The following is an 18,128-nucleotide window of genomic DNA, read 5'->3' as shown; positions in this document are numbered from 1 at the left end:
CCGCTCACGCGGCCGCCCCCGGGAGGAAGGCGGTGACGACGAACTCCCCGTCGATCGGCCCCACGGTGAGCGATCCTCCGGCGAGGGAGGCGCGCTCGCGCATCCCGGGCAGTCCGTGCCCGATCCGGGGCAGCGAGCCCGTCGCGGTCGGTTCGAGGGCAGTGTCTCTCATGGTGTTCCTCACGGTGATGACGATTCCGGGGTTGCGGTCGGCGGACGACTCGGCGAGCAGCACACTCGCCGGCCGGCTGGTGTCGCCGTGGCGGAGGGCGTTCGTCAGCGCCTCCTGCACGATGCGGAACGCGGCGAGCTGCTGCGCCGAGCCGAGGGTCGCGACGCTCCCCCGCCGTTCCAGTTCGACGTCGAGCCCCGCCGAGCGGATGTGCTCGATCGTCTGATCGAGGTCGGCCAACGAGGGCTGCGGTCCGTCGTGCGCGCCCGGTTCGCGCGCGGCGTCGGCGGGATGCGACTGGCGCAGCTCCGCGAGCAGCACCCGCACGTCCCCGAGGGCGGACCGGGCGGTGGATGCGATGGTCGCCAGCGCCTCGTCCACCGCCTCCGGGTCGGTGCGGCGGGCGTAGCGCGCTCCGTCCGCCTGCGCGATGACGACCGCGAGCGAGTGGGCGACGACGTCGTGCATGTCGCGGGCGATGCGCGTACGCTCCTGCTCGACCACCACGTCCTCGACCGCGCGGTTGCGGTCGAGCTCGGCCTCGGCCCTGGCGCGGCGCGCGACGCGGGCGTTGCGCCACGTGCGCATCAGCAGACCGAGCACCCAGGACAGCCCGAGCACGGTGATGCTGACCACGAACAGGAACGCGAACTGCAGCGCGACGCTGGCGATCGCGCTGGAGAGCAGGTCGTAGTACCCCTGCGCGACGGCGGCCGTCACCGTCAGGTACAGGGCGGCGACCAGCGCTCCGATCCCGGCCGAGATCAGGCCGGCCGCGCGCACGATCCGGTCGCCGTACGCGGCGGTGGCGTACAGCACGATCAGAACGCCGAGGTTGCTGACCAGGATGCTGTGGCCGGTGGTCATCTGCAGGACAGCGGCCAGCCAGGCGATGGAGAGCGCGACGGCCGGCGACATCCGGCGGAGCGCCACCGCCACGGCGAACGCGATCGTCACCAGGAAGGCCGCACGGTCCCCGCCGGCGACGACCAGGGCGAACACGGCGAAGACGATGGCGCCGGCGACGTCGGTGGTCAGCTGAGCGCGCGTGAGGCGCCGGACGAGCTCCGGCCGCGTCGGATCGTCCTCGGCGGACTCGATGCCGCCGTTGGAGGCCAGCCAGACCAGGACGGACGGCCCGCGCGAGCCCGAGACGACCACGTTCGCCGCGCGCTGCCGCGCGACCAGGAAGCCGAGCAGCCACGCGGCGACGAAGATGACCGCGAGCAGCAGGCTCATCAGCAGGAAGCCGACGCCCTGGCTGGTGTAGTAGCCGCCGATGACCGGGCCGAACCGCGGGAACTTCAGGTCGCCGCGGACCGTGAACAGGTACGCGACCGCCGGGGCGAGCAGGATGGCGGACGAGAAGTCCAGCCAGCGGAGCACGCGCCCGCCGTGCGCGGCGGCACCGACCAGCGCGGCCACCACGGCGACCGCCGAGATCACGCGGAAGGCGCCGTCCAGCGATTCCTGCTCGGTCAGCTCCAGCAGCACGGCGACCCACAGCAGCCCGAGTGCGACACCGGGCAGGATGCGCGACAGCGCAACGGCGCCGCAGTAGAACACGAGGGCGAGCCCCGCCGAGAGGTCGTACGGCAGGCCGGTCAGCAGCCACGCCGCGAACAGCACGACGGCCAGCGCGGGCTCCAGCACCCAGCGGTGCGGGGCGAGCGCGCTCAGCAGTCGGCGGCGGTCGGGCATGCTTCTACCGTACGGTCAGCGCCCGCGCGGTCGCGCATCCCTGCACCGGAATCATCCTCGGGATGTACGGCGGCCCGGGCGAGCCGCCTCTAGAACCCGAGCCGCCCCAGCTGCTTCGGGTCGCGCTGCCAGTCCTTCGCGACCTTCACCCGGATCGACAGGAACACGTGGCGTCCGAGCAGCTTCTCGATGGGCACCCGCGCGGCGGCGCCGACGTCGCGGATGCGGCTGCCGCCCTTGCCGATGACGATCGCCTTCTGGCTGTCGCGCTCCACGAAGAGGTTGGCGTAGACCTCGACCAGGTCTTTGTCGTCGCGCTCCACGATGTCGTCGATGGTGACAGCGAGCGAGTGCGGCAGCTCGTCCTCGACGCCCTCCAGCACGGCCTCGCGGATGTACTCGGAGATGCGGTCCTCGAGACCCTCGTCCGTGATGGCCTCGTCCGGATACAGCGGCGACGGCGACTCCGGCAGCAGCTTCATCAGCTCGGAGGTCAGCGTCTCCAGCTGGATGTGGCTGACGGCGGAGACGGGGACGATCGCCTCCCACTCGCGCAGCGCCGACACCGCGAGCAGCTGCTCGGCGACCTGGGCCTTGCCCGCCGCATCCACCTTGGTCACGATCGCGACCTTCTTGGCGCGCGGGAACGCATCCAGCTGCTCGTTGATGAACCGGTCGCCCGGGCCGATCTTCTCGTCGGCGGGGACGCAGAAGCCGATCACGTCGACGTCGCCCAGGGTCGACTGCACGAGCGTGTTCAGCCGCTCGCCCAGGAGCGTCCGCGGCCGGTGGATGCCCGGGGTGTCGACCAGGATGAGCTGGCCGTCCTTCTGGTGGACGATGCCGCGGATCGCGCGTCGCGTGGTCTGCGGCTTCGAGCTCGTGATGGCGACCTTCTCGCCGACGAGCGCGTTGGTCAGCGTCGACTTGCCCACGTTGGGGCGGCCGACGAACGAGACGAATCCGGCGTGGTACTCGGTCACGATCTGCTCTCCTGGGTGTGTCGTGTGTCGCTGCGGCGGGAATCGCCGGCGTCGCCGTGGCGGTTCTCGGCGTGCCGCGTGTCGCCGTGCCGGTCGTGGCGCCCACCGCGGCGGTCGTCGTCGCGGGAGCCCGCGGTCTCGTCGTTCGCCGCGGGAAGAAGCGCGGCATCCCGCTCGACGATCACGGTGGCGACGTGCTTATGCCTGCCCTCGATGCGGTCGACGGTGAAGCGCAGCCCGTGGACCGTGACCGCCGAGCCGACCTCGGGCAGCCGCCCGAGCGCCTTGGTGACGAGGCCGCCGACGCTGTCGACGTCCTCCTCCTCGATCTCGGTGTCGAACAGCTCGGCGAGGTCGTCGATGGGCAGGCGCGTCGCGATGCGGTAGCGCCCCTCGCCGATCGCCTGGATCAGCGCGACCTCGTGGTCGTACTCGTCGGAGATGTCGCCGACCAGCTCCTCGATGAGGTCTTCGAGGGTGACCAGTCCGGCGATGCCGCCGTACTCGTCCACGACCATCGCCAGGTGGTTCGACTCGCGCTGCATCTGGGCGAGCAGGGCATCGGCCTTCTGCGACTCCGGCACGAACAGCGCCGGGCGCGCCAGGTCGCGCACGGTGAGCTCGTCGGCGCCGAGGGGGCGCTCGAAGCTCAGCTTGGCGGCGTCCCGCAGGTAGAGGATGCCGACCACCTCGTCCGGGTCGCCGCCGTCGATCACCGGCATCCGGGACACGCCGGTGCTGAAGAACAGCCCCATCGCGGTGCCGAGTCCGGCGGTCGAGTCGACCGTGACCATGTCCGTGCGCGGGATCATCACCTCGCGCACCACCGTCGCGTTGAACTCGAAGATCGAGTGGATGAGCTCGCGGTCATCCTCTTCGAGCACGTCGAACTCGGTCGCCTCGTCGACGATCGAGAGCAGCTGCTCCTCGCTCGTCACCGGCGCGGAGCGCGCGCGGGACGGCGTGACGCGGTTGCCGAGCGCCACCAGCCCGCCCGGGATGGGGCCGAGCACGACGCGCACAAAGCGGACGATCGGCGCGGTCAGGCGCAGCAGCAGCGTGGAGTTCGCCCGCCCGACGCTGCGCGGGCTGACGCCGACGAGCACGAACGACACCGCCGTCATGATCAGGGCTGCGAGGATCAGGGAGATCCACCACTGCTCGAAGATCTGCTCGAAGGCGAGGGTGACCAGCACCGCAGCGGTCGTCTCGGCGATGATGCGCGTGAAGCTGATCGCGTTGAAGTATGCGCCGGGGTCCTCCGCGATCGCCCGCAGCGACTTCTTCGCCCGCGACGTCTCGGCCAGGTCGGCGATGTCGGCGCGCGACTGCACCGCGAGAGCCGAGTCGACCGCGGCCATCAGGCCGCCGAAGGCCACCAGCAGGAACGCGACGATGAAGAACAGCGCCTGCAGCATCCCGCCCCCTACCGCTGTCGGTCGTAGCGCGCGAAGCCGACGAGGATGTCGCGCTGGATGGCGAACATCTCGCGCTCCTCGGCCGGCTCCGCGTGGTCGAAGCCGAGCAGGTGCAGGATGCCGTGCGTCGTCAGCAGCAGCAGCTCGTCCATCAGCGAGTGCCCGGCGGTCTCCGCCTGCACCTGGGCGACCTGGGGGCACAGCACGACGTCGCCGAGGAGGCCGGCCGGCGACGGCTCCTCCTCGGTTCCCGGTCGCAGCTCGTCCATCGGGAAGCTGAGCACGTCGGTGGGGCCCGGCTCGTCCATCCACTGCACGTGCAGCTGCTCCATGGCGGCCTCGTCGACCAGCACGATCGCGAGCTCCGCGTCGGGGTGGACGTGGAGGATGTCGAACGCGTAGCCGGCGAGGCGCTGCAGGGCGGCCTCGTCCACCTCGATGGTCGACTCGTTGTTGATCTCGATGCTCACTGCGGGCCTATCGTCGCTTCGGGAGGTGGTCGCGGGGTCCGCCGGAGCGGCGTTCGGCGCGGTTGGCGAACTCGGCCGCCTGCTCGCGCTCGTAGTGCCGCGCCTGCTGGCGCGCGTCGTACTCGGTGTACGCGTCGACGATCCGCCCGACCAGGCTGTGCCGGACGACGTCCTCGCTCGTCAGGCGGGCGAAGTGGATGTCGTCGATGTCGTTGAGCACACGCGTCACCAGGCGCAGGCCGCTCGCCGAGTTCGGCAGGTCGATCTGGGTGATGTCGCCTGTGACCACCATCTTGGAGTTGAAGCCCAGACGGGTCAGGAACATCTTCATCTGCTCCGGCGTCGTGTTCTGCGCCTCGTCGAGAACGATGAACGAGTCGTTGAGGGTGCGGCCGCGCATGTACGCGAGCGGTGCGACCTCGATCGTCCCCGCCGCGAGCAGCTTCGGGACGAGCTCCGGGTCCATCATCTCGTTGAGCGCGTCGTAGAGCGGGCGCAGGTACGGGTCGATCTTGTCGGTGAGCGTGCCCGGCAGGTAGCCGAGGCGCTCCCCCGCCTCCACGGCCGGGCGCGTCAGGATGATCCGGTTGACCTCCTTGCGCTGCAGCGCCTGAACGGCCTTCGCCATGGCCAGGTACGTCTTCCCGGTGCCGGCGGGGCCGATGCCGAAGACGATCGTGTTGCGGTCGATCGCGTCGACGTACTGGCTCTGACCCAGCGTCTTCGGCCGGATGCTCTTGCCGCGGGCGGTCAGGATGGCCTGGCCGAGCACGTCGGACGGGCTGAGGTTGAGATCGGTTCCGATCATGCGCGCCGAGCTCGTCACCTCGGCCGGGGAGAGGTCCTGGCCGTTGCGCACCATCTGGAGCAACTCCTCCACGAGGCGGCGCGCCTCGGCCACCTGCCCGGCGTCGCCGCTCAGGGCGATCTCGTTGCCGCGCACGTGGACGCTGACGAGCGGGTACTGCCGTTCCAGCGTGGTGAGCAGGCGATCCTGCGGTCCGAGAAGGCGGACCATCTGCACGCCGTCGACGCTCAGGCGCACCTCGGCGCCGTCGCCCGGATTCGCTCCGGAGGCGGTGGATTCGCTAGAGGGCAAGGCTTCCTTCCTCGAGGCCCGGGCTGCCGGCCGGGGCGCTCAGTACGTGTGCGTGGACGTGGAACACGGTCTGACCCGCGCGCTCGCCCGTGTTGAAGATCAGGCGGAAGTCGCCGTCTCCGTGCTCGTCGGCGAGGCGCTTCGCCGTCGCGACCAGTTCGGCCAGCAGCTCGGGGTCGCCGGCCGCGAGCTCGACGACATCGCGGTACTGCTCCGTTTTGGGCACGACGAGGAGGTGCACGGGGGCTTTCGGCGCGATGTCGCGGAACGCGATCAGGCGCTCCGAGTCGTACACCACGTCGGCCGGGATCTCGCCCGCGATGATGCGGGAGAAGATCGAACGCTCCGTCTCTGCCATACCCCTATCCTATTCGCCCCCTCCGACGCCCCACCGAGCTCTCTCCACCCCCCCGTCGACTCTCCGCCCACCGTCGAGTCCGCGATCTTTGCACGCGAAGAGCGGTCTGAGCGTGCAAAGTTTGCGGACTCGACGGTGGGGGTCACCAGCGGCGGAGGGATGCGTTGAGCACCGCGAGGGCGGCGGGGCCCGCGGTGGAGGTGCGGAGCACCGTGGAGCCGAGGCGGACGAGCTCGGCGCCCGCGTCGCGGAACGCGGCCAGCTCCTGCGGCGCGATCCCGCCCTCGGGACCGACGACGAGGACGAGGTCGCGCCCGTCGGGTTCGACCCCCGTCAAGGGAGCTTCGGCGTCCGGCTCCAGGACGAGCACGCGTGCGCCCGCGGCCAGCGCGGCCACCTGCTTCGTGGTGGCGAGCTCGCCCACCTCGGGCGTCCAGGCGCGGATGGACTGCTTCGACGCCTCCCGCACGATCGCGGCCCAGCGCTCGCGGCCCTTCGCGACCTTGGGGCCCTCCCAGCGCGAGACCGAGCGGGATGCGGCCCACGGCACCACCGCATCCACACCGAGCTCCGTCGCGGCCTGGATCGCGAGCTCGTCCCTGTCGCCCTTGGCGAGCGCCTGCACCAGCGTGATCCCCGGCGTCGCGCGCTCGACCCGTGACACCGACTCGACGTCGATGGTCAGCTCGGTGTTCGTCGACACCAGCACTTCGCCCGAGGCCACGAGCCCCCGCCCGTTGCCGATCAGCACCGACTCGCCCGGGCGCGTGCGGTTGACCGTCGCCGCGTGCTTCGCCTCGGCACCGCTGAGCGACAGCCGGGCGCCGACCTCGACATCGTCGAGATCCTCGCGCAGGTACAGGGAGGCCATCGCCGGCTAGAGGTTCAGGAACCGGTCGCGCAGCTTCGCGAACAGCCCCTGCTGGAAGCGGGCCAGCGACGGCTCCGGTCCCTTGTGGACGGCCGCGAACTTCTTGATGAGGTCCTTCTCCTTGTGGTCGAGCTTCGTCGGGGTCACGACCTGGATGCCGACGCGCAGGTCGCCACGGCCCGTGCCGCGCAGGTGCGTGATCCCGCGGTCCTTGACCGTGACGATGTCGGCGGACTGCGTGCCGGGCTTGAGCTCGAGGCGGATGTCGCCGTCGAGGGCCTTCACGGTCGCCGTCGTGCCGAGGATCGCATCCGTCATCGACAGCTCCAGCGTGCAGAGCAGGTCGTCGCCGTCGCGGCTGAACACGTCGTGGTGCTTGACCTTGATCTCGAGGTAGAGGTCGCCGTTCGGGCCGCCGGCGGGGCCGGCCTCGCCGCTGCCGGGCATCTGCAGACGGAGGCCGGTATCGACGCCCGCGGGGATGTCCACGGGAACGGTGCGACGGGCGCGAACGCGGCCCTGGCCCTGGCAGGTGACGCAGGGGGTCGCGATGACGGTGCCGTACCCGCGGCAGGTGCCGCACGGGCTCGAGGTCATCACGTTGCCGAGCAGCGACCGGACCGAGCGCTGGATGCTGCCCGTGCCGTGGCAGATGTCGCACGTCACCGGCTGCGTGCCCGGCTGGCAGCACGAGCCGTTGCAGGTCTCGCAGACGACCGCGGTGTCGACCTCCAGGTCGCGGTGCGTGCCGAAGATGACCTCGTCGAGGTCCACCTCGACGCGCAGCAGGGCGTCCTGTCCGCGCTCCCGGCGCGAACGCGGACCGCGCGTGGCGCCGCCTCCCCCGCCGAAGAACGTCTCGAAGATGTCGCTGAACCCGGCGAAATCGCCAGCGCCTGCGCCGCCGCCGAAGCCGCCGGAGCCGCCCAGGTCGTACTGCTGCCGCTGCTGCGGGTCGCTGAGCACGTCGTAGGCGTGCGTCACGAGCTTGAAGCGCTCCTGCGCCTCGGCGCTGGGGTTCACGTCCGGATGGAGCTCGCGCGCCAGCCGGCGGTACGCCTTCTTGATCTCGTCGGGGCTGGCGTCGCGCTCGACGCCGAGGACTTCGTAGTGGTCGGCCACGTGGGGCTGTTCCTTCTTCTTTCGTCGCGTGTGGTGATCGCCGGATGCGGCGGCGGCCTACTGGTCGCCGAGCAGCCGGGAGAGGTAGCGGGCGACCGCGCGGACCGCGGCCATGTTGCCCGAGTAGTCCATGCGGAGAGGACCGAGGAGGCCGACGCGGGCCACATCCGATCCCGCCGCACTGTAACCGCTGGAGAGCACGGATGCTTCCGTCAGCCCGAAACCGGCGTTCTCGCGGCCGATGCTGACCGCGACGCCGTGCTGATCGGTGGCCATCTCGTCGAACAGCCGGAGCAGGACGACCTGCTCCTCGATCGCCTCGAGCACCGGGGTGATGGTGCCGGGGAAGTCGAGCTCGGTGCGCACCAGGTTCGCAGCGCCCGCCATCACCAGCTTCTCCTGCCGGTTGGCCGCGATCTGGTCGAGCAGGGCGCCGGCGACGGGCTCGACGAGAGCGCGCGTGCGCTCCGTGAGGGCATCCGGCAGGTCGCGCAGCCGGCTGGCCGCCTCCGACAGCGTCAGGCCGGCCGCAGCGCCGTTGATCGCCCCGCGGATCTCGGCCACATCCTCGTCGCTCAGGTCGGCCGGGAGCTCGATCACGCGCTGCTCGACGGCGCCGGAGTCGGTGATGAGCACGCTGAGCAGGCGGTGGGGCGCGAGCGCCACCAGTTCGATGTGACGGATGCGCGAGCGCGCCACCGACGGGTACTGCACGAGGGCGACCTGGTTGGTCAGCTGCGAGAGCAGCCGGACCGTGCGGGAGAGCACGTCGTCGAGGTCGACCGACTGGCCGAGGAACGTCTCGATGGCCGTGCGCTGCGCCGACGTGAGCGGGCGCATCTCCGCCAGGTGGTCGACGAAGAGGCGGTAGCCCTTGTCGGTGGGGACGCGTCCAGAGGACGTGTGCGGAGCCGCGATGAGCTCCTCCTCCTCGAGCAGCGCCATGTCGTTGCGGATGGTCGCGGCGGACACCCCGAAGGAGTGGCGCTCGACGATGCTCTTCGAGCCGACCGGCTCGCGCGACGCCACGTAGTCCTGGACGATGACGCGCAACACTTCGAGGCTGCGTTCCGAGACCATCTCCGCCTCCCGTCGACCGATTAGCACTCGCTGTTCTTGAGTGCCAATCCTACCGCGTCGAAACGCGGCGAGGATGATTGCTGCCTGTGACACGGCAGCAGTACCGTATGCACACCGGTTCGACGCACCGTCGCAGCCGATCACGAAAGGGTTCCGCCGAATGACCGACCCGAACCAGCCCACCGACCCCGCGGGTGGCGTGCCCCCGCAGCAGCCCGGCGGCGTTCCGCCCCAGCAGCCCTCCTCCAACATCCCGCCCCAGCAGCCGTACGCTCAGCCCGCCGGAGCGCAGCAGCCGTACGCCGCTGCCCCCGCCGCCCCGCTCGACGCCGCGCAGGACAAGCAGTGGGCAGCGTTCGCCCACCTCGGCGGCATCCTCTGGATCCTCCCGTCCCTGATCATCTGGCTCGTGTTCAAGGATCGCGGACGGCTCACCAACCAGGAGGCCAAGGAGGCCCTCAACTGGCAGATCACCTGGATCATCGCCTGGGTCGCCTCGCAGATCATCGGGATCATCATCGGCAGCTTCACCTACGGCATCGGCTACCTGCTCTTCGGGCTGCTCATCCCGTGGGCGCTGTACATCATCAACCTGGTGTTCTCGATCCTCGGTTTCGTCCGCGTGAACAGCGGCGGGACCTACCGCTACCCGGTGAACTTCCGCTTCATCAAGTGACGGACGGCCCCCAGCCGGGGCATCGGCGCGTTCAGGCCCTTTTCAGCCCCGCGCCGCGCGCCCTAGGCTGGGGGCCGACCACGTCCATCCCCCGTTCCTGAGGAGAACCGCGCCATGTCCGCGACACCCCCGCCGCCACCCCAGCAGCCTTACGGAGGCGGCGCGCAGCAGCTGAGCCCCGCCGACGAGAAGCTGTGGGCGACACTGGTCCAGATCGGCGGGATCCTGTTCAACTGGATCCCCGCGCTCATCGGCTACCTGGTGCTGAAGGACCGCGGACCGTTCGTCCGCGCCCACACCGCCACAGCACTCAACTTCCAGATCACCATCTTCATCGCCTACGTCGTCGGCGGCCTCCTGACGATCGTGGTCATCGGCATCTTCGTGATCATCGCGGCCTGGGTGCTCAACATCGTGTTCAGCATCATCGCCGCCGTGAAGGCCAACCAGGGCGAGTACTACACGTACCCGCTCGCCATCCGGTTCGTCAGCTAGAGCGGACCATCGGCGGTTCGCAACCGTCAGGCGGCCTCGTCCGCCAGCAGCCGGCGCACCACGGCGTCGGCCAGGAGCCGCCCCCGCAGGGTCAGCACGATCGACCCGCGGAGGGCGGCTCTTCCGTCGACGAGGCCGTCGGCGATCAAGCCGGGGACCTCGTGCCGCCCGGCGTCGCCCAGCTCAGCCGTGCGCAGTCCGTCGCGGATGCGCGAGAGCAGCAGCACCCGCTCGACCCGCCGGGTCTCCGCGTCGAGGGTCTCCCGCCCTGCGGCAGGCGACTCCCCTGCGAGCACGCGCTGCGCGTACGCGGCCGGGTGCTTCACGTTCCACCAGCGGACGCCGCCGACGTGGCTGTGCGCGCCCGGTCCGACACCCCACCAGTCGTGGCCGAGCCAGTACGCGAGGTTGTGCCGCGACCGGTGGGAGGCGTCGGTCGTCCAGTTGCTGACCTCGTACCAGTCATAGCCGGCGTCGGACAGGCGCTGGTCGGCCAGCTCGTACATGTCCGCTTCGAGGTCGTCGTCGGGCTCCGGCACCTGGCCCGACCGGATCTGCCGCGCCAGCTTCGTGCCCGGCTCGACGATCAGGGCGTACGCCGAGAGGTGGTCCGGCTCGCAGTCCAGCGCGGTGTCGAGGCTGCGGGACCAGTCGTCGAGCGACTCCCCCGGCGTCCCGTAGATCAGGTCGAGGCTCACCTGCAGGCCCGCCGCGCGCGCCCAGCCGACCACCAGCGGGATGCGCGCCGGGTCGTGCGTGCGCTCGAGCGTTTCGAGCACATGCGGCACGGCGGACTGCATCCCGAACGACACCCGGGTGAATCCGGCGTCGGCGAGGCGCTGCAGATCGTCCGCGTCGACCGAGTCGGGATTCGCCTCCGTCGTGACCTCGGCGCCGTCGGCGAGTCCCCAGGCGCCGCGCACCGCGCCGAGCATCGCCGCCAGATCGCCGGGCGGGAGCAGCGTGGGCGTGCCGCCGCCGAAGAACACGGTCGACACCCGGCGCTCCGGCACGCCACTCGCCCGCAGGGCCTCGGCGGCGAAGCCGACCTCCTGAACGGCGTGGCCGGCGTAGTCCGACTGCGAGACGCCGCGCAGCTCGGTCGCCGTGTAGGTGTTGAAGTCGCAGTACCCGCAGCGCACCCGGCAGAAGGGCACGTGCACGTACACGCCGAAGTCGCGTTCGCTGGCGCCGTCGGCCGCGGTCGCGGGCAGCAGGCCGTCGGCGGGCGCGGGGTCGCCGACGGGGAGGATGCTCGGCATCAGGCGGACCGCACGGGGTGGAGCGCGCGCAGGTACTTCGCCGTGTAGCGGCGCTGCACCATGGCCAGCACCGGCGAGACGGCGCGGTAGAAGGCGTTCGACGGCCGCGACAGCGCACGGAGCACGAACCAGACCGTCCCGTCGTCGCGCTGCTCGACCAGGAACATCTCCTCGCCGCTCTCGGGGTGCCCGTGCAGCGTCCCGTAGGCGAACCCGCGCCGGTGGGGCTCGTCGACGACGTAGACGACGCGGACCGGTGCGGACACCCGGAACGGGCCGAAGGGGATCTTGAGAACGGCGGTCATCCCGTTGCGCACGAAGGGGGTCCCGTCGTCGGAGAACACGTCCTCCTCCGTCCGGTTCTCACGCATGCGGACCGGGGTGCCGTCCGGGCCGAACTCGACGCCCTCGTACTGGACGCCGGTGCCCTCGTGCACATCCGTCACCTGGATGCCGCTGCCCTTCTGGACGCCCCACGCCATGAGAGCGGTCGCGGCGGTCTCGAACCGCTCGTCCCCGCTACCGAGCCGGACGCTGCGCTCCAGCGGCTTGTAGCCCTTCGGCGGGTAGTACAGCAGATCCGCCGCCTGGGTGCCGCCGACCGCCCCGTACGTGACGGGCTGGTCGGTGAACGTCGAGCGGCGCATAGATTCATCATCCGCTATGCCGAGCGGGTTCGCGAAACGGGTGTTCGCGAGGCCGGCGGACGCGGACGCCCTACTTCTTGTCCTTCTTCTCCGTGTCGCCGGAGAGCGCGGCGATGAAGGCCTCCTGGGGGACCTCGACGCGGCCGACCATCTTCATGCGCTTCTTGCCCTCCTTCTGCTTCTCGAGGAGCTTGCGCTTGCGGGTGATGTCACCGCCGTAGCACTTGGCCAGCACGTCCTTGCGCATCGCGCGGATGTTCTCGCGCGCGATGATGCGCGCGCCGATGGCGGCCTGGATCGGGACCTCGAACTGCTGGCGCGGGATCAGCTCGCGCAGGCGGGACGCCATCATCGTGCCGTAGGCGTACGCCTTGTCGCGGTGCACGATGGCGCTGAACGCATCCACCGTCTCGCCCTGCAGCAGGATGTCGACCTTGACGAGGTCGGACTCCTGCTCGCCGAACGGCTCGTAGTCGAGGGAGGCGTAGCCAGCGGTCTTCGACTTGAGCTGGTCGAAGAAGTCGAAGACGATCTCGCCGAGCGGCATGGTGTAGCGGATCTCGACGCGGTCCTCGCCCAGGTACTCCATGCCGAGCAACGAGCCGCGGCGGCTCTGGCAGAGCTCCATGATGACGCCGACGTAGTCCTTGGGGGCGAGGATGGCCGCCTTGACGACCGGCTCCTCGACCTTCTCGATCTTGCCGCCGGGGAACTCGCTCGGGTTGGTGACGGTGACCGTCTTCTTGTCCTCGGTCGTCACCTCGTAGATCACGCTCGGCGCGGTCGTGATGAGGTCGAGGCCGAACTCGCGCGACAGCCGCTCGGTGATGATCTCCAGGTGCAGGAGCCCGAGGAAGCCGCAGCGGAAGCCGAAGCCGAGGGCGACGGAGGTCTCGGGCTCGTAGACGAGCGCGGCGTCCGACAGCTTCAGCTTGTCGAGGGCCTCGCGGAGCTCCGGGTAGTCGCTGCCGTCGATCGGGTACAGGCCCGAGAACACCATCGGCTTCGGCTCCGTGTAGCCGGGGAGCGCCTGGGTGGCCGGCTTCGACGCAGTGGTGATCGTGTCGCCCACCTTCGACTGGCGGACGTCCTTCACACCGGTGATCAGGTAGCCCACCTCGCCGACGCCCAGGCCTTTCGACGGCGTCGGCTCCGGGGCGGAGACGCCGATCTCGAGGATCTCGTGGGTGGCGCGCGTCGACATCATCTGGATGCGCTCGCGCGGCTGCAGCTTGCCGTCGACCATGCGGACGTAGGTCACGACGCCGCGGTAGCTGTCGTAGACGGAGTCGAAGATCATGGCGCGCGCCGGAGCATCCGCGTTGCCGACCGGGGCCGGGATCTCGGCGACGACGCGGTCGAGCAGCGCCTCGACGCCCATGCCGGTCTTGCCGGACACACGGAGGACGTCCTCGGGCCGGCCGCCGATGAGGCTGGCGAGCTCCTGCGCGTACTTGTCCGGGTCGGCGGCGGGAAGGTCGATCTTGTTGAGCACGGGGACGATGGTGAGGTCGTTCTCCAGCGCCAGGTACAGGTTCGCGAGCGTCTGCGCCTCGATGCCCTGAGCGGCGTCCACGAGCAGGATGGCGCCCTCGCAGGCGGCGAGGGAGCGGGAGACCTCGTAGGTGAAGTCGACGTGCCCGGGGGTGTCGATCATGTTGAGCGCGAAGGTGTCGCCGTCGACCTGCCACGGCATGCGGACCGCCTGGCTCTTGATCGTGATCCCGCGCTCGCGCTCGATGTCCATGCGGTCGAGGTACTGGGCGCGCATGTCCCGCTCGGCGACGACGCCGGTGATCTGCAGCATCCGGTCGGCCAGGGTCGACTTGCCGTGGTCGATGTGCGCGATGATGCAGAAGTTGCGGATGGAGGCCGGGTCGGTCGCGGCGGGCTCGAGGGCCTGGAGAGCTCGTGGTGACATCGTCCGGCCATTCTTCCACGAACCCCCGCCCACCGACGCACCGGTGGGTGGTCCGGTCAGGCGAAGCGCTCGGAGCGCTCCACCACGTGCCCGCGCCCGTCTTCGAACCGGTACACCTCGGCACCGCCGATGAACACGCGCTCGGCGCGCGAGTTCACGTCGAGCGGATCGCCCGACCACACCACCACGTCGCCGTCGAGGCCCGGCGTGAGCGAGCCGACGCGGTCGTCGAGGCGGAGGAACGCCGCCGGGTTGACCGTGAGCGCCTCCAGGGCGGTCTGCCGCGGCAGGCCGTCCTTCACCGCGAGTGCCGCCTGGTAGACGAGGAAGTTGATCGGGACCACGGGGTGATCGGTGGTGATCGCCACCCGGACGCCGGCCTGCGCCAGCGTCGCCAGGTTGGCGATGGCGCGGTCGCGCAGCTCGACCTTGGAGCGGGAGGTGAACATCGGGCCGAAGATGACCGGGATGTCGCGCTCGGCCAGCACGTCGGCGATCTTGTGCGCCTCCGTGCCGTGGTTGACCACCAGCCGGTAGCCGAACTCGTCGGCGAGGCGGAGGGCCGTCGCGATGTCGTCATGGCGGTGCGTGTGCTGATCCCAGGCGAGTTCGCCGTCGAGCACGCGCACCAGCGTCTCCTTCGCGAGGTCGCGCTCGAACGGCTTGCCCTCGAGGTCGGCGTTCTCGCGCTGCACCCGGTAGTTCTGCGCGGCGACGAACGCCTCGCGGATGATCATGGCGACCCCGAGCCGTGTGCTCGGCGTCGCGTTCTTCGCGCCGTAGACCCGCTTCGGGTTCTCGCCGAGGGCCGACTTGACGCTCACCGCCTCGTGGATGACCTGCTCGTCGATGATCCGGCCGCCCCACGTCTTGATCGCGACCGTCTGGCCGCCGATCGGGTTGCCCGATCCCGGCTTGACGACGACCGAGGTCACCCCTCCCGAGAGAGCGTCGCGGAAGCCCTCGTCATCGATGTTGATGGCGTCGATGGCGCGGACGGCCGCCGTGTTGGGCGTCGTCATCTCGTTGGTGTCGTCGCCGGCGGGACCGTTGGCCTCTTCGTGGATCCCGACGTGCCCGTGGGATTCGATGAACCCGGGAAGCACCCATTTGCCTGCGGCATCGACCACGGTCGCGCCCTCCGGCACGGCGACGTCCGCCGCGGCTCCGACCGCTTCGATCACGCCGTCCGTCACGAGGACGACGCCGTTCTCGATCGGCTCCTGGGAGACGGGGACGACGTAACCGTTGACGATGGCGATGCGGGAAGTGGTCATACGACGAGCCTACGCGCGCCGCTCGGGGCGGTCCGCCGGGACGACCGACCTGGGGAATGTTCGCGCGACGGTCGTGTTGTGGACGATATGAACATCCTGCTCACCGGCGCGACCGGCTTCATCGGATCCTCTGTCCTCCCCCGTCTCCTCGACGAGGGTCACAGCGTCACCGCTCTCGTCCGCGACGACGAGAAGGCGGAGACCGTGCGCGCTGCCGGCGCCACCCCGCTCGTCGGCGACGCCGCCGACAGCGGCCTCGTGGAGCGTGCGGCGCGCGAGAGCGACGGCGTCATCCACCTGGCCTCCTCGAAGGACGTCGACGCGGTGCTCGTGCCCGCCGTGCTCGCGGGGCTCGCCGGCACCGGGAAGCCCTTCGTCCACACCGGCGGCATCTGGACGTACGGCGACAACGACGACATCACCGAGGACTCCCCCGCGCAGCCGCCGGCTCTCACGGCGTGGCGCGCAACGGCCGAGCAGCTCGTCCGCGAGGCCGAGGGCGTGCGCGGCACGCTGGTCGTCCCGTCGATCGTCTACGGTCACGGCAAGGGCCTGGCCAACGTGATCGTGGATGCGCCGCGCGGCTCCGGCGCCGTGCCCGCTCTGCGGCTCATCGGCAACGGCTCGCAGCACTGGGCGACCGTGCACGTCGACGATCTGGCCGCCCTGTACGTCCTCGCGCTCGAGCAGGGCGCCGCGGGAGCGACCTACATCGGCGCAGGCGGGCAGAACCCGACCGTGCGCGAGCTCGGCGAGGCGGCGGCACAAGCCGCGGGAATCGCGGGAGGGGTCGCCGCCGAGTCCGTCGAGGAGTCGCGCAGCCGGCTCGGGGAGGCGCTCGCGGACGCCCTGCTGCTCGACCAGCAGGCGCGCGGGACGCGCCCGCGGATCGACCTGGGCTGGGAGCCGAACGGCCCGACATTGCTCGAGGAGCTGCTCGTCGGGTCGTACGCACCCGCGCGCGTGTGACCGCGATCCGCACCGTTTTGCCGCAGGGCGGTCCGCGCTGGTAATGTTGTTTGTTGGCTTGCGTGTGGATGTGTCCGCACGAAACGCCGCAAGGCGCCCTCTCCGCTGAGCGGCACATCCCTAACTCATTCAGAACGAAAGTGACCATTCGTGGCAAACATCAAGTCGCAGATCAAGCGCAACCGCACCAACAAGAAGGCGCAGGAGCGCAACAAGGCCGTCAAGAGCGAGCTCAAGACCGCCATCCGTGCCACCCGTGAGGCCGTCACGGCGGGCGACAAGGACAAGGCGACCGCGGCGCTGCGTGTCGCCGCGAAGAAGATCGACAAGGCGGCCAGCAAGGGCGTCATCCACAAGAACCAGGCGGCGAACCGCAAGTCGGCCATCGCCAAGCAGGTCGCCGCGCTCTAAGCGACGACCGCCAGCGGGACCTGTCCCGCGCCGCGAGAGAGCCCCCTCCTGGACTTCGGTCCGGGCGGGGGCTCTCTGCGTGTGCGGGGTGCGGTCAGCCGCGCCCGCGCGCGCTCACGATGCGGATCATCCGCTCGAGGGCGAACACCGGGTCGCGTCCGCCGCCCTTGACGTTGGCATCGGTCTCGGCGAGGAGCTCGATGCAGCGCCCGAGCCCGTCCTCCGTCCACCCCTGCAGGTCGCGGCGGGCGCGGTCGACCTGCCACGGTGCGAGCCCGAACTGCTGAGCCAGCTGGCCGGATCCGCCCCGGGCGCCGGAGATCTTGGCCATGGTGCGGATCTTGCTCGCGAACGCGGCCACCATCGGCACCGGGTCCGCGCCCGACGCGAGAGCGTGCCGCATGGTGACGAGCGCCTCGCCATGGCGGCCGGCGATCGCGGCATCGGCGACCTGGAACGCATTCGTCTCGACCCGGCCGCCGTAGTACTTGTCGACGGTGGCCTCGGTGATCTGCTCCGACGAGTCCGAGAGCAGCTGCTGACAGGCGGCGGCGAGCTCGGCGAGGTCGTCGGAGAACGCCGAGGTGATCGCCCGAAGCGCGCCCGGGGTCACCTTCCGGCCCGCCGCCGCGAACTCGGCCTGGGCGAAGTCGTACTTCTCCGCGTCCTTCTTCAACTCGGTGCACACCACTTCGATGCCGCCGCCGGTGCCGGAACGGATCGCGTCGAGCAGCTTCTTGCCGCGGACACCTCCGCCGTGACGCAACGTCACGACCGTGCCGTCGGCCGGCGCTTCGAGGTAGGCCAGCATGTCCGAGAGGAAGGCGTCGTTGAGCTTCTCGACGGCCTCGACGCGGATCATGCGCGGCTCGCCGAACAGGGAGGGGCTCGCGAGCGTGAGGAGCTCGCCGGGCGCGTAGTCGCCCGCATGGAGGTCGCTGACCTCGAGGCTGGGGTCTTCGGCCTTGAGCGCATCCCGGAGGGTGCGCACCGCACGGTCGGCGAGGAACCCCTCGGCCCCCGTGACGAGGACGACGGGCGCCGCCCGCACCTGGTTCCACGGAAGCTGCGGGATCGCGCTCGCGGCGGCGCGGGTCTTGCCTGCGCCGGTTCTGCTGCTGCTTCGTGTGGCCACGTTCCTCCTCGTCCGTATCCAGGATAGGGGCGGCCACTGTCAGTGCCGTCCGGGGTGCGCT

General features: G+C 70.5%; 18 protein-coding genes. 4 read left to right on the top strand and 14 right to left on the bottom strand.

Annotation, left to right across the window (positions count from 1 at the left end; genetic code table 11):
• Positions 1 to 4: 4 nt before the first annotated feature.
• The 9 genes from BJ963_RS04875 to hrcA form a co-directional block, all read right to left on the bottom strand.
• Entirely contained in the window at positions 5 to 1,873 is a 1,869-nt protein-coding gene (locus BJ963_RS04875; RefSeq protein ID WP_179454990.1) for a sensor histidine kinase, read from the bottom strand.
• 89 nt (positions 1,874 to 1,962) lie between these two features.
• Positions 1,963 to 2,856 carry a GTPase Era gene (gene era / locus BJ963_RS04870; RefSeq protein ID WP_179454988.1) on the bottom strand — a complete coding sequence of 298 codons (894 nt, stop codon included), beginning with the start codon at positions 2,854 to 2,856 and terminating at the stop codon, positions 1,963 to 1,965.
• Complete coding sequence (locus BJ963_RS04865) at positions 2,853 to 4,274, bottom strand: hemolysin family protein (RefSeq protein WP_179454986.1); 1,422 nt, start codon at positions 4,272 to 4,274, stop codon at positions 2,853 to 2,855. The genes era and BJ963_RS04865 overlap by 4 nt, the downstream gene beginning before the upstream one ends.
• Before the next feature lie 8 nt (positions 4,275 to 4,282).
• A complete protein-coding gene (gene ybeY, locus BJ963_RS04860; protein WP_089911136.1) occupies positions 4,283 to 4,744 on the bottom strand; it encodes an rRNA maturation RNase YbeY in 462 nt (153 codons plus the stop codon).
• Positions 4,745 to 4,751: 7 nt separating this feature from the next.
• Positions 4,752 to 5,843 carry a PhoH family protein gene (locus BJ963_RS04855; protein WP_179454984.1) on the bottom strand — a complete coding sequence of 364 codons (1,092 nt, stop codon included), beginning with the start codon at positions 5,841 to 5,843 and terminating at the stop codon, positions 4,752 to 4,754.
• Complete coding sequence (locus BJ963_RS04850; RefSeq protein WP_089911142.1) at positions 5,833 to 6,201, bottom strand: histidine triad nucleotide-binding protein; 369 nt, start codon at positions 6,199 to 6,201, stop codon at positions 5,833 to 5,835. Before BJ963_RS04850 ends, BJ963_RS04855 begins: the two co-directional genes overlap by 11 nt.
• Positions 6,202 to 6,343: 142 nt before the next feature.
• The gene (locus tag BJ963_RS04845) at positions 6,344 to 7,072 is read right to left on the bottom strand and encodes a 16S rRNA (uracil(1498)-N(3))-methyltransferase (RefSeq protein WP_179454982.1); all 729 of its coding nucleotides are present in this window, start codon (positions 7,070 to 7,072) and stop codon (positions 6,344 to 6,346) included.
• A gap of 6 nt (positions 7,073 to 7,078) precedes the next feature.
• Positions 7,079 to 8,194: a molecular chaperone DnaJ gene (gene dnaJ / locus BJ963_RS04840; RefSeq protein WP_089911146.1), complete on the bottom strand. Its 1,116-nt coding sequence runs from the start codon at positions 8,192 to 8,194 to the stop codon at positions 7,079 to 7,081.
• A 57-nt stretch (positions 8,195 to 8,251) separates the two neighbouring features.
• The gene (hrcA, locus tag BJ963_RS04835; RefSeq protein ID WP_179454981.1) at positions 8,252 to 9,274 is read right to left on the bottom strand and encodes a heat-inducible transcriptional repressor HrcA; all 1,023 of its coding nucleotides are present in this window, start codon (positions 9,272 to 9,274) and stop codon (positions 8,252 to 8,254) included.
• A gap of 160 nt (positions 9,275 to 9,434) precedes the next feature.
• On the opposite strand from hrcA, the gene BJ963_RS04830 reads away from it, so the two are divergent.
• Positions 9,435 to 9,950: a DUF4870 domain-containing protein gene (locus tag BJ963_RS04830; RefSeq protein ID WP_089911151.1), complete on the top strand. Its 516-nt coding sequence runs from the start codon at positions 9,435 to 9,437 to the stop codon at positions 9,948 to 9,950.
• Positions 9,951 to 10,064: 114 nt separating this feature from the next.
• Positions 10,065 to 10,445 carry a DUF4870 domain-containing protein gene (locus BJ963_RS04825; RefSeq protein WP_179454979.1) on the top strand — a complete coding sequence of 127 codons (381 nt, stop codon included), beginning with the start codon at positions 10,065 to 10,067 and terminating at the stop codon, positions 10,443 to 10,445.
• A 26-nt stretch (positions 10,446 to 10,471) separates the two neighbouring features.
• Here the strand turns inward: BJ963_RS04825 and hemW are convergent, their stop codons facing one another.
• The 4 genes from hemW to BJ963_RS04805 all read right to left on the bottom strand — a co-directional run bounded on the left by hemW (position 10,472) and on the right by BJ963_RS04805 (position 15,552).
• Entirely contained in the window at positions 10,472 to 11,707 is a 1,236-nt protein-coding gene (gene hemW, locus BJ963_RS04820; RefSeq protein WP_179454977.1) for a radical SAM family heme chaperone HemW, read from the bottom strand.
• Positions 11,707 to 12,354, bottom strand: coding sequence for a DUF1990 domain-containing protein (locus tag BJ963_RS04815; RefSeq protein WP_179454975.1), 648 nt, complete (start codon positions 12,352 to 12,354; stop codon positions 11,707 to 11,709). Before BJ963_RS04815 ends, hemW begins: the two co-directional genes overlap by 1 nt.
• A 70-nt stretch (positions 12,355 to 12,424) precedes the next feature.
• Positions 12,425 to 14,275, bottom strand: coding sequence for a translation elongation factor 4 (gene lepA, locus BJ963_RS04810; protein ID WP_089911158.1), 1,851 nt, complete (start codon positions 14,273 to 14,275; stop codon positions 12,425 to 12,427).
• Between the two features lie 56 nt (positions 14,276 to 14,331).
• The gene (locus BJ963_RS04805) at positions 14,332 to 15,552 is read right to left on the bottom strand and encodes an amidohydrolase (RefSeq protein ID WP_179454973.1); all 1,221 of its coding nucleotides are present in this window, start codon (positions 15,550 to 15,552) and stop codon (positions 14,332 to 14,334) included.
• 87 nt (positions 15,553 to 15,639) lie between these two features.
• Between BJ963_RS04805 and BJ963_RS04800 the strand changes: the two genes are divergently transcribed.
• Positions 15,640 to 16,521, top strand: a complete 882-nt coding sequence (locus BJ963_RS04800; RefSeq protein ID WP_179458030.1) for an NAD-dependent epimerase/dehydratase family protein — start codon at positions 15,640 to 15,642, stop codon at positions 16,519 to 16,521.
• Positions 16,522 to 16,671: 150 nt separating this feature from the next.
• Positions 16,672 to 16,932, top strand: coding sequence for a 30S ribosomal protein S20 (rpsT, locus tag BJ963_RS04795; RefSeq protein WP_089911166.1), 261 nt, complete (start codon positions 16,672 to 16,674; stop codon positions 16,930 to 16,932).
• A gap of 94 nt (positions 16,933 to 17,026) precedes the next feature.
• On the opposite strand, the gene holA is transcribed toward rpsT, so the two are convergent.
• The gene (gene holA / locus BJ963_RS04790) at positions 17,027 to 18,067 is read right to left on the bottom strand and encodes a DNA polymerase III subunit delta (protein ID WP_231947138.1); all 1,041 of its coding nucleotides are present in this window, start codon (positions 18,065 to 18,067) and stop codon (positions 17,027 to 17,029) included.
• Positions 18,068 to 18,128 lie beyond the last annotated feature (61 nt).

This window comes from Leifsonia soli (genome assembly GCF_013408745.1).
Lineage (GTDB): Bacteria > Actinomycetota > Actinomycetes > Actinomycetales > Microbacteriaceae > Leifsonia > Leifsonia soli.
This window is presented reverse-complemented; position numbering and strand designations above follow the sequence as displayed.

Excerpts from the sequence above, each read along its gene's own strand:
- BJ963_RS04845 (WP_179454982.1), bottom strand. The coding sequence starts at position 7,072 with ATGGCCTCCCTGTACCTGCGCGAGGATCTCGACGATGTCGAGGTCGGC.
- hemW (WP_179454977.1), bottom strand. The coding sequence starts at position 11,707 with ATGCCGAGCATCCTCCCCGTCGGCGACCCCGCGCCCGCCGACGGCCTG.
- BJ963_RS04850 (WP_089911142.1), bottom strand. The coding sequence starts at position 6,201 with ATGGCAGAGACGGAGCGTTCGATCTTCTCCCGCATCATCGCGGGCGAG.
- BJ963_RS04825 (WP_179454979.1), top strand. The coding sequence starts at position 10,065 with ATGTCCGCGACACCCCCGCCGCCACCCCAGCAGCCTTACGGAGGCGGC.
- BJ963_RS04865 (WP_179454986.1), bottom strand. The coding sequence starts at position 4,274 with ATGCTGCAGGCGCTGTTCTTCATCGTCGCGTTCCTGCTGGTGGCCTTC.
- BJ963_RS04875 (WP_179454990.1), bottom strand. The coding sequence starts at position 1,873 with ATGCCCGACCGCCGCCGACTGCTGAGCGCGCTCGCCCCGCACCGCTGG.
- BJ963_RS04815 (WP_179454975.1), bottom strand. The coding sequence starts at position 12,354 with ATGCGCCGCTCGACGTTCACCGACCAGCCCGTCACGTACGGGGCGGTC.
- BJ963_RS04805 (WP_179454973.1), bottom strand. The coding sequence starts at position 15,552 with ATGACCACTTCCCGCATCGCCATCGTCAACGGTTACGTCGTCCCCGTC.
- hrcA (WP_179454981.1), bottom strand. The coding sequence starts at position 9,274 with ATGGTCTCGGAACGCAGCCTCGAAGTGTTGCGCGTCATCGTCCAGGAC.
- lepA (WP_089911158.1), bottom strand. The coding sequence starts at position 14,275 with ATGTCACCACGAGCTCTCCAGGCCCTCGAGCCCGCCGCGACCGACCCG.
- BJ963_RS04830 (WP_089911151.1), top strand. The coding sequence starts at position 9,435 with ATGACCGACCCGAACCAGCCCACCGACCCCGCGGGTGGCGTGCCCCCG.
- BJ963_RS04800 (WP_179458030.1), top strand. The coding sequence starts at position 15,640 with ATGAACATCCTGCTCACCGGCGCGACCGGCTTCATCGGATCCTCTGTC.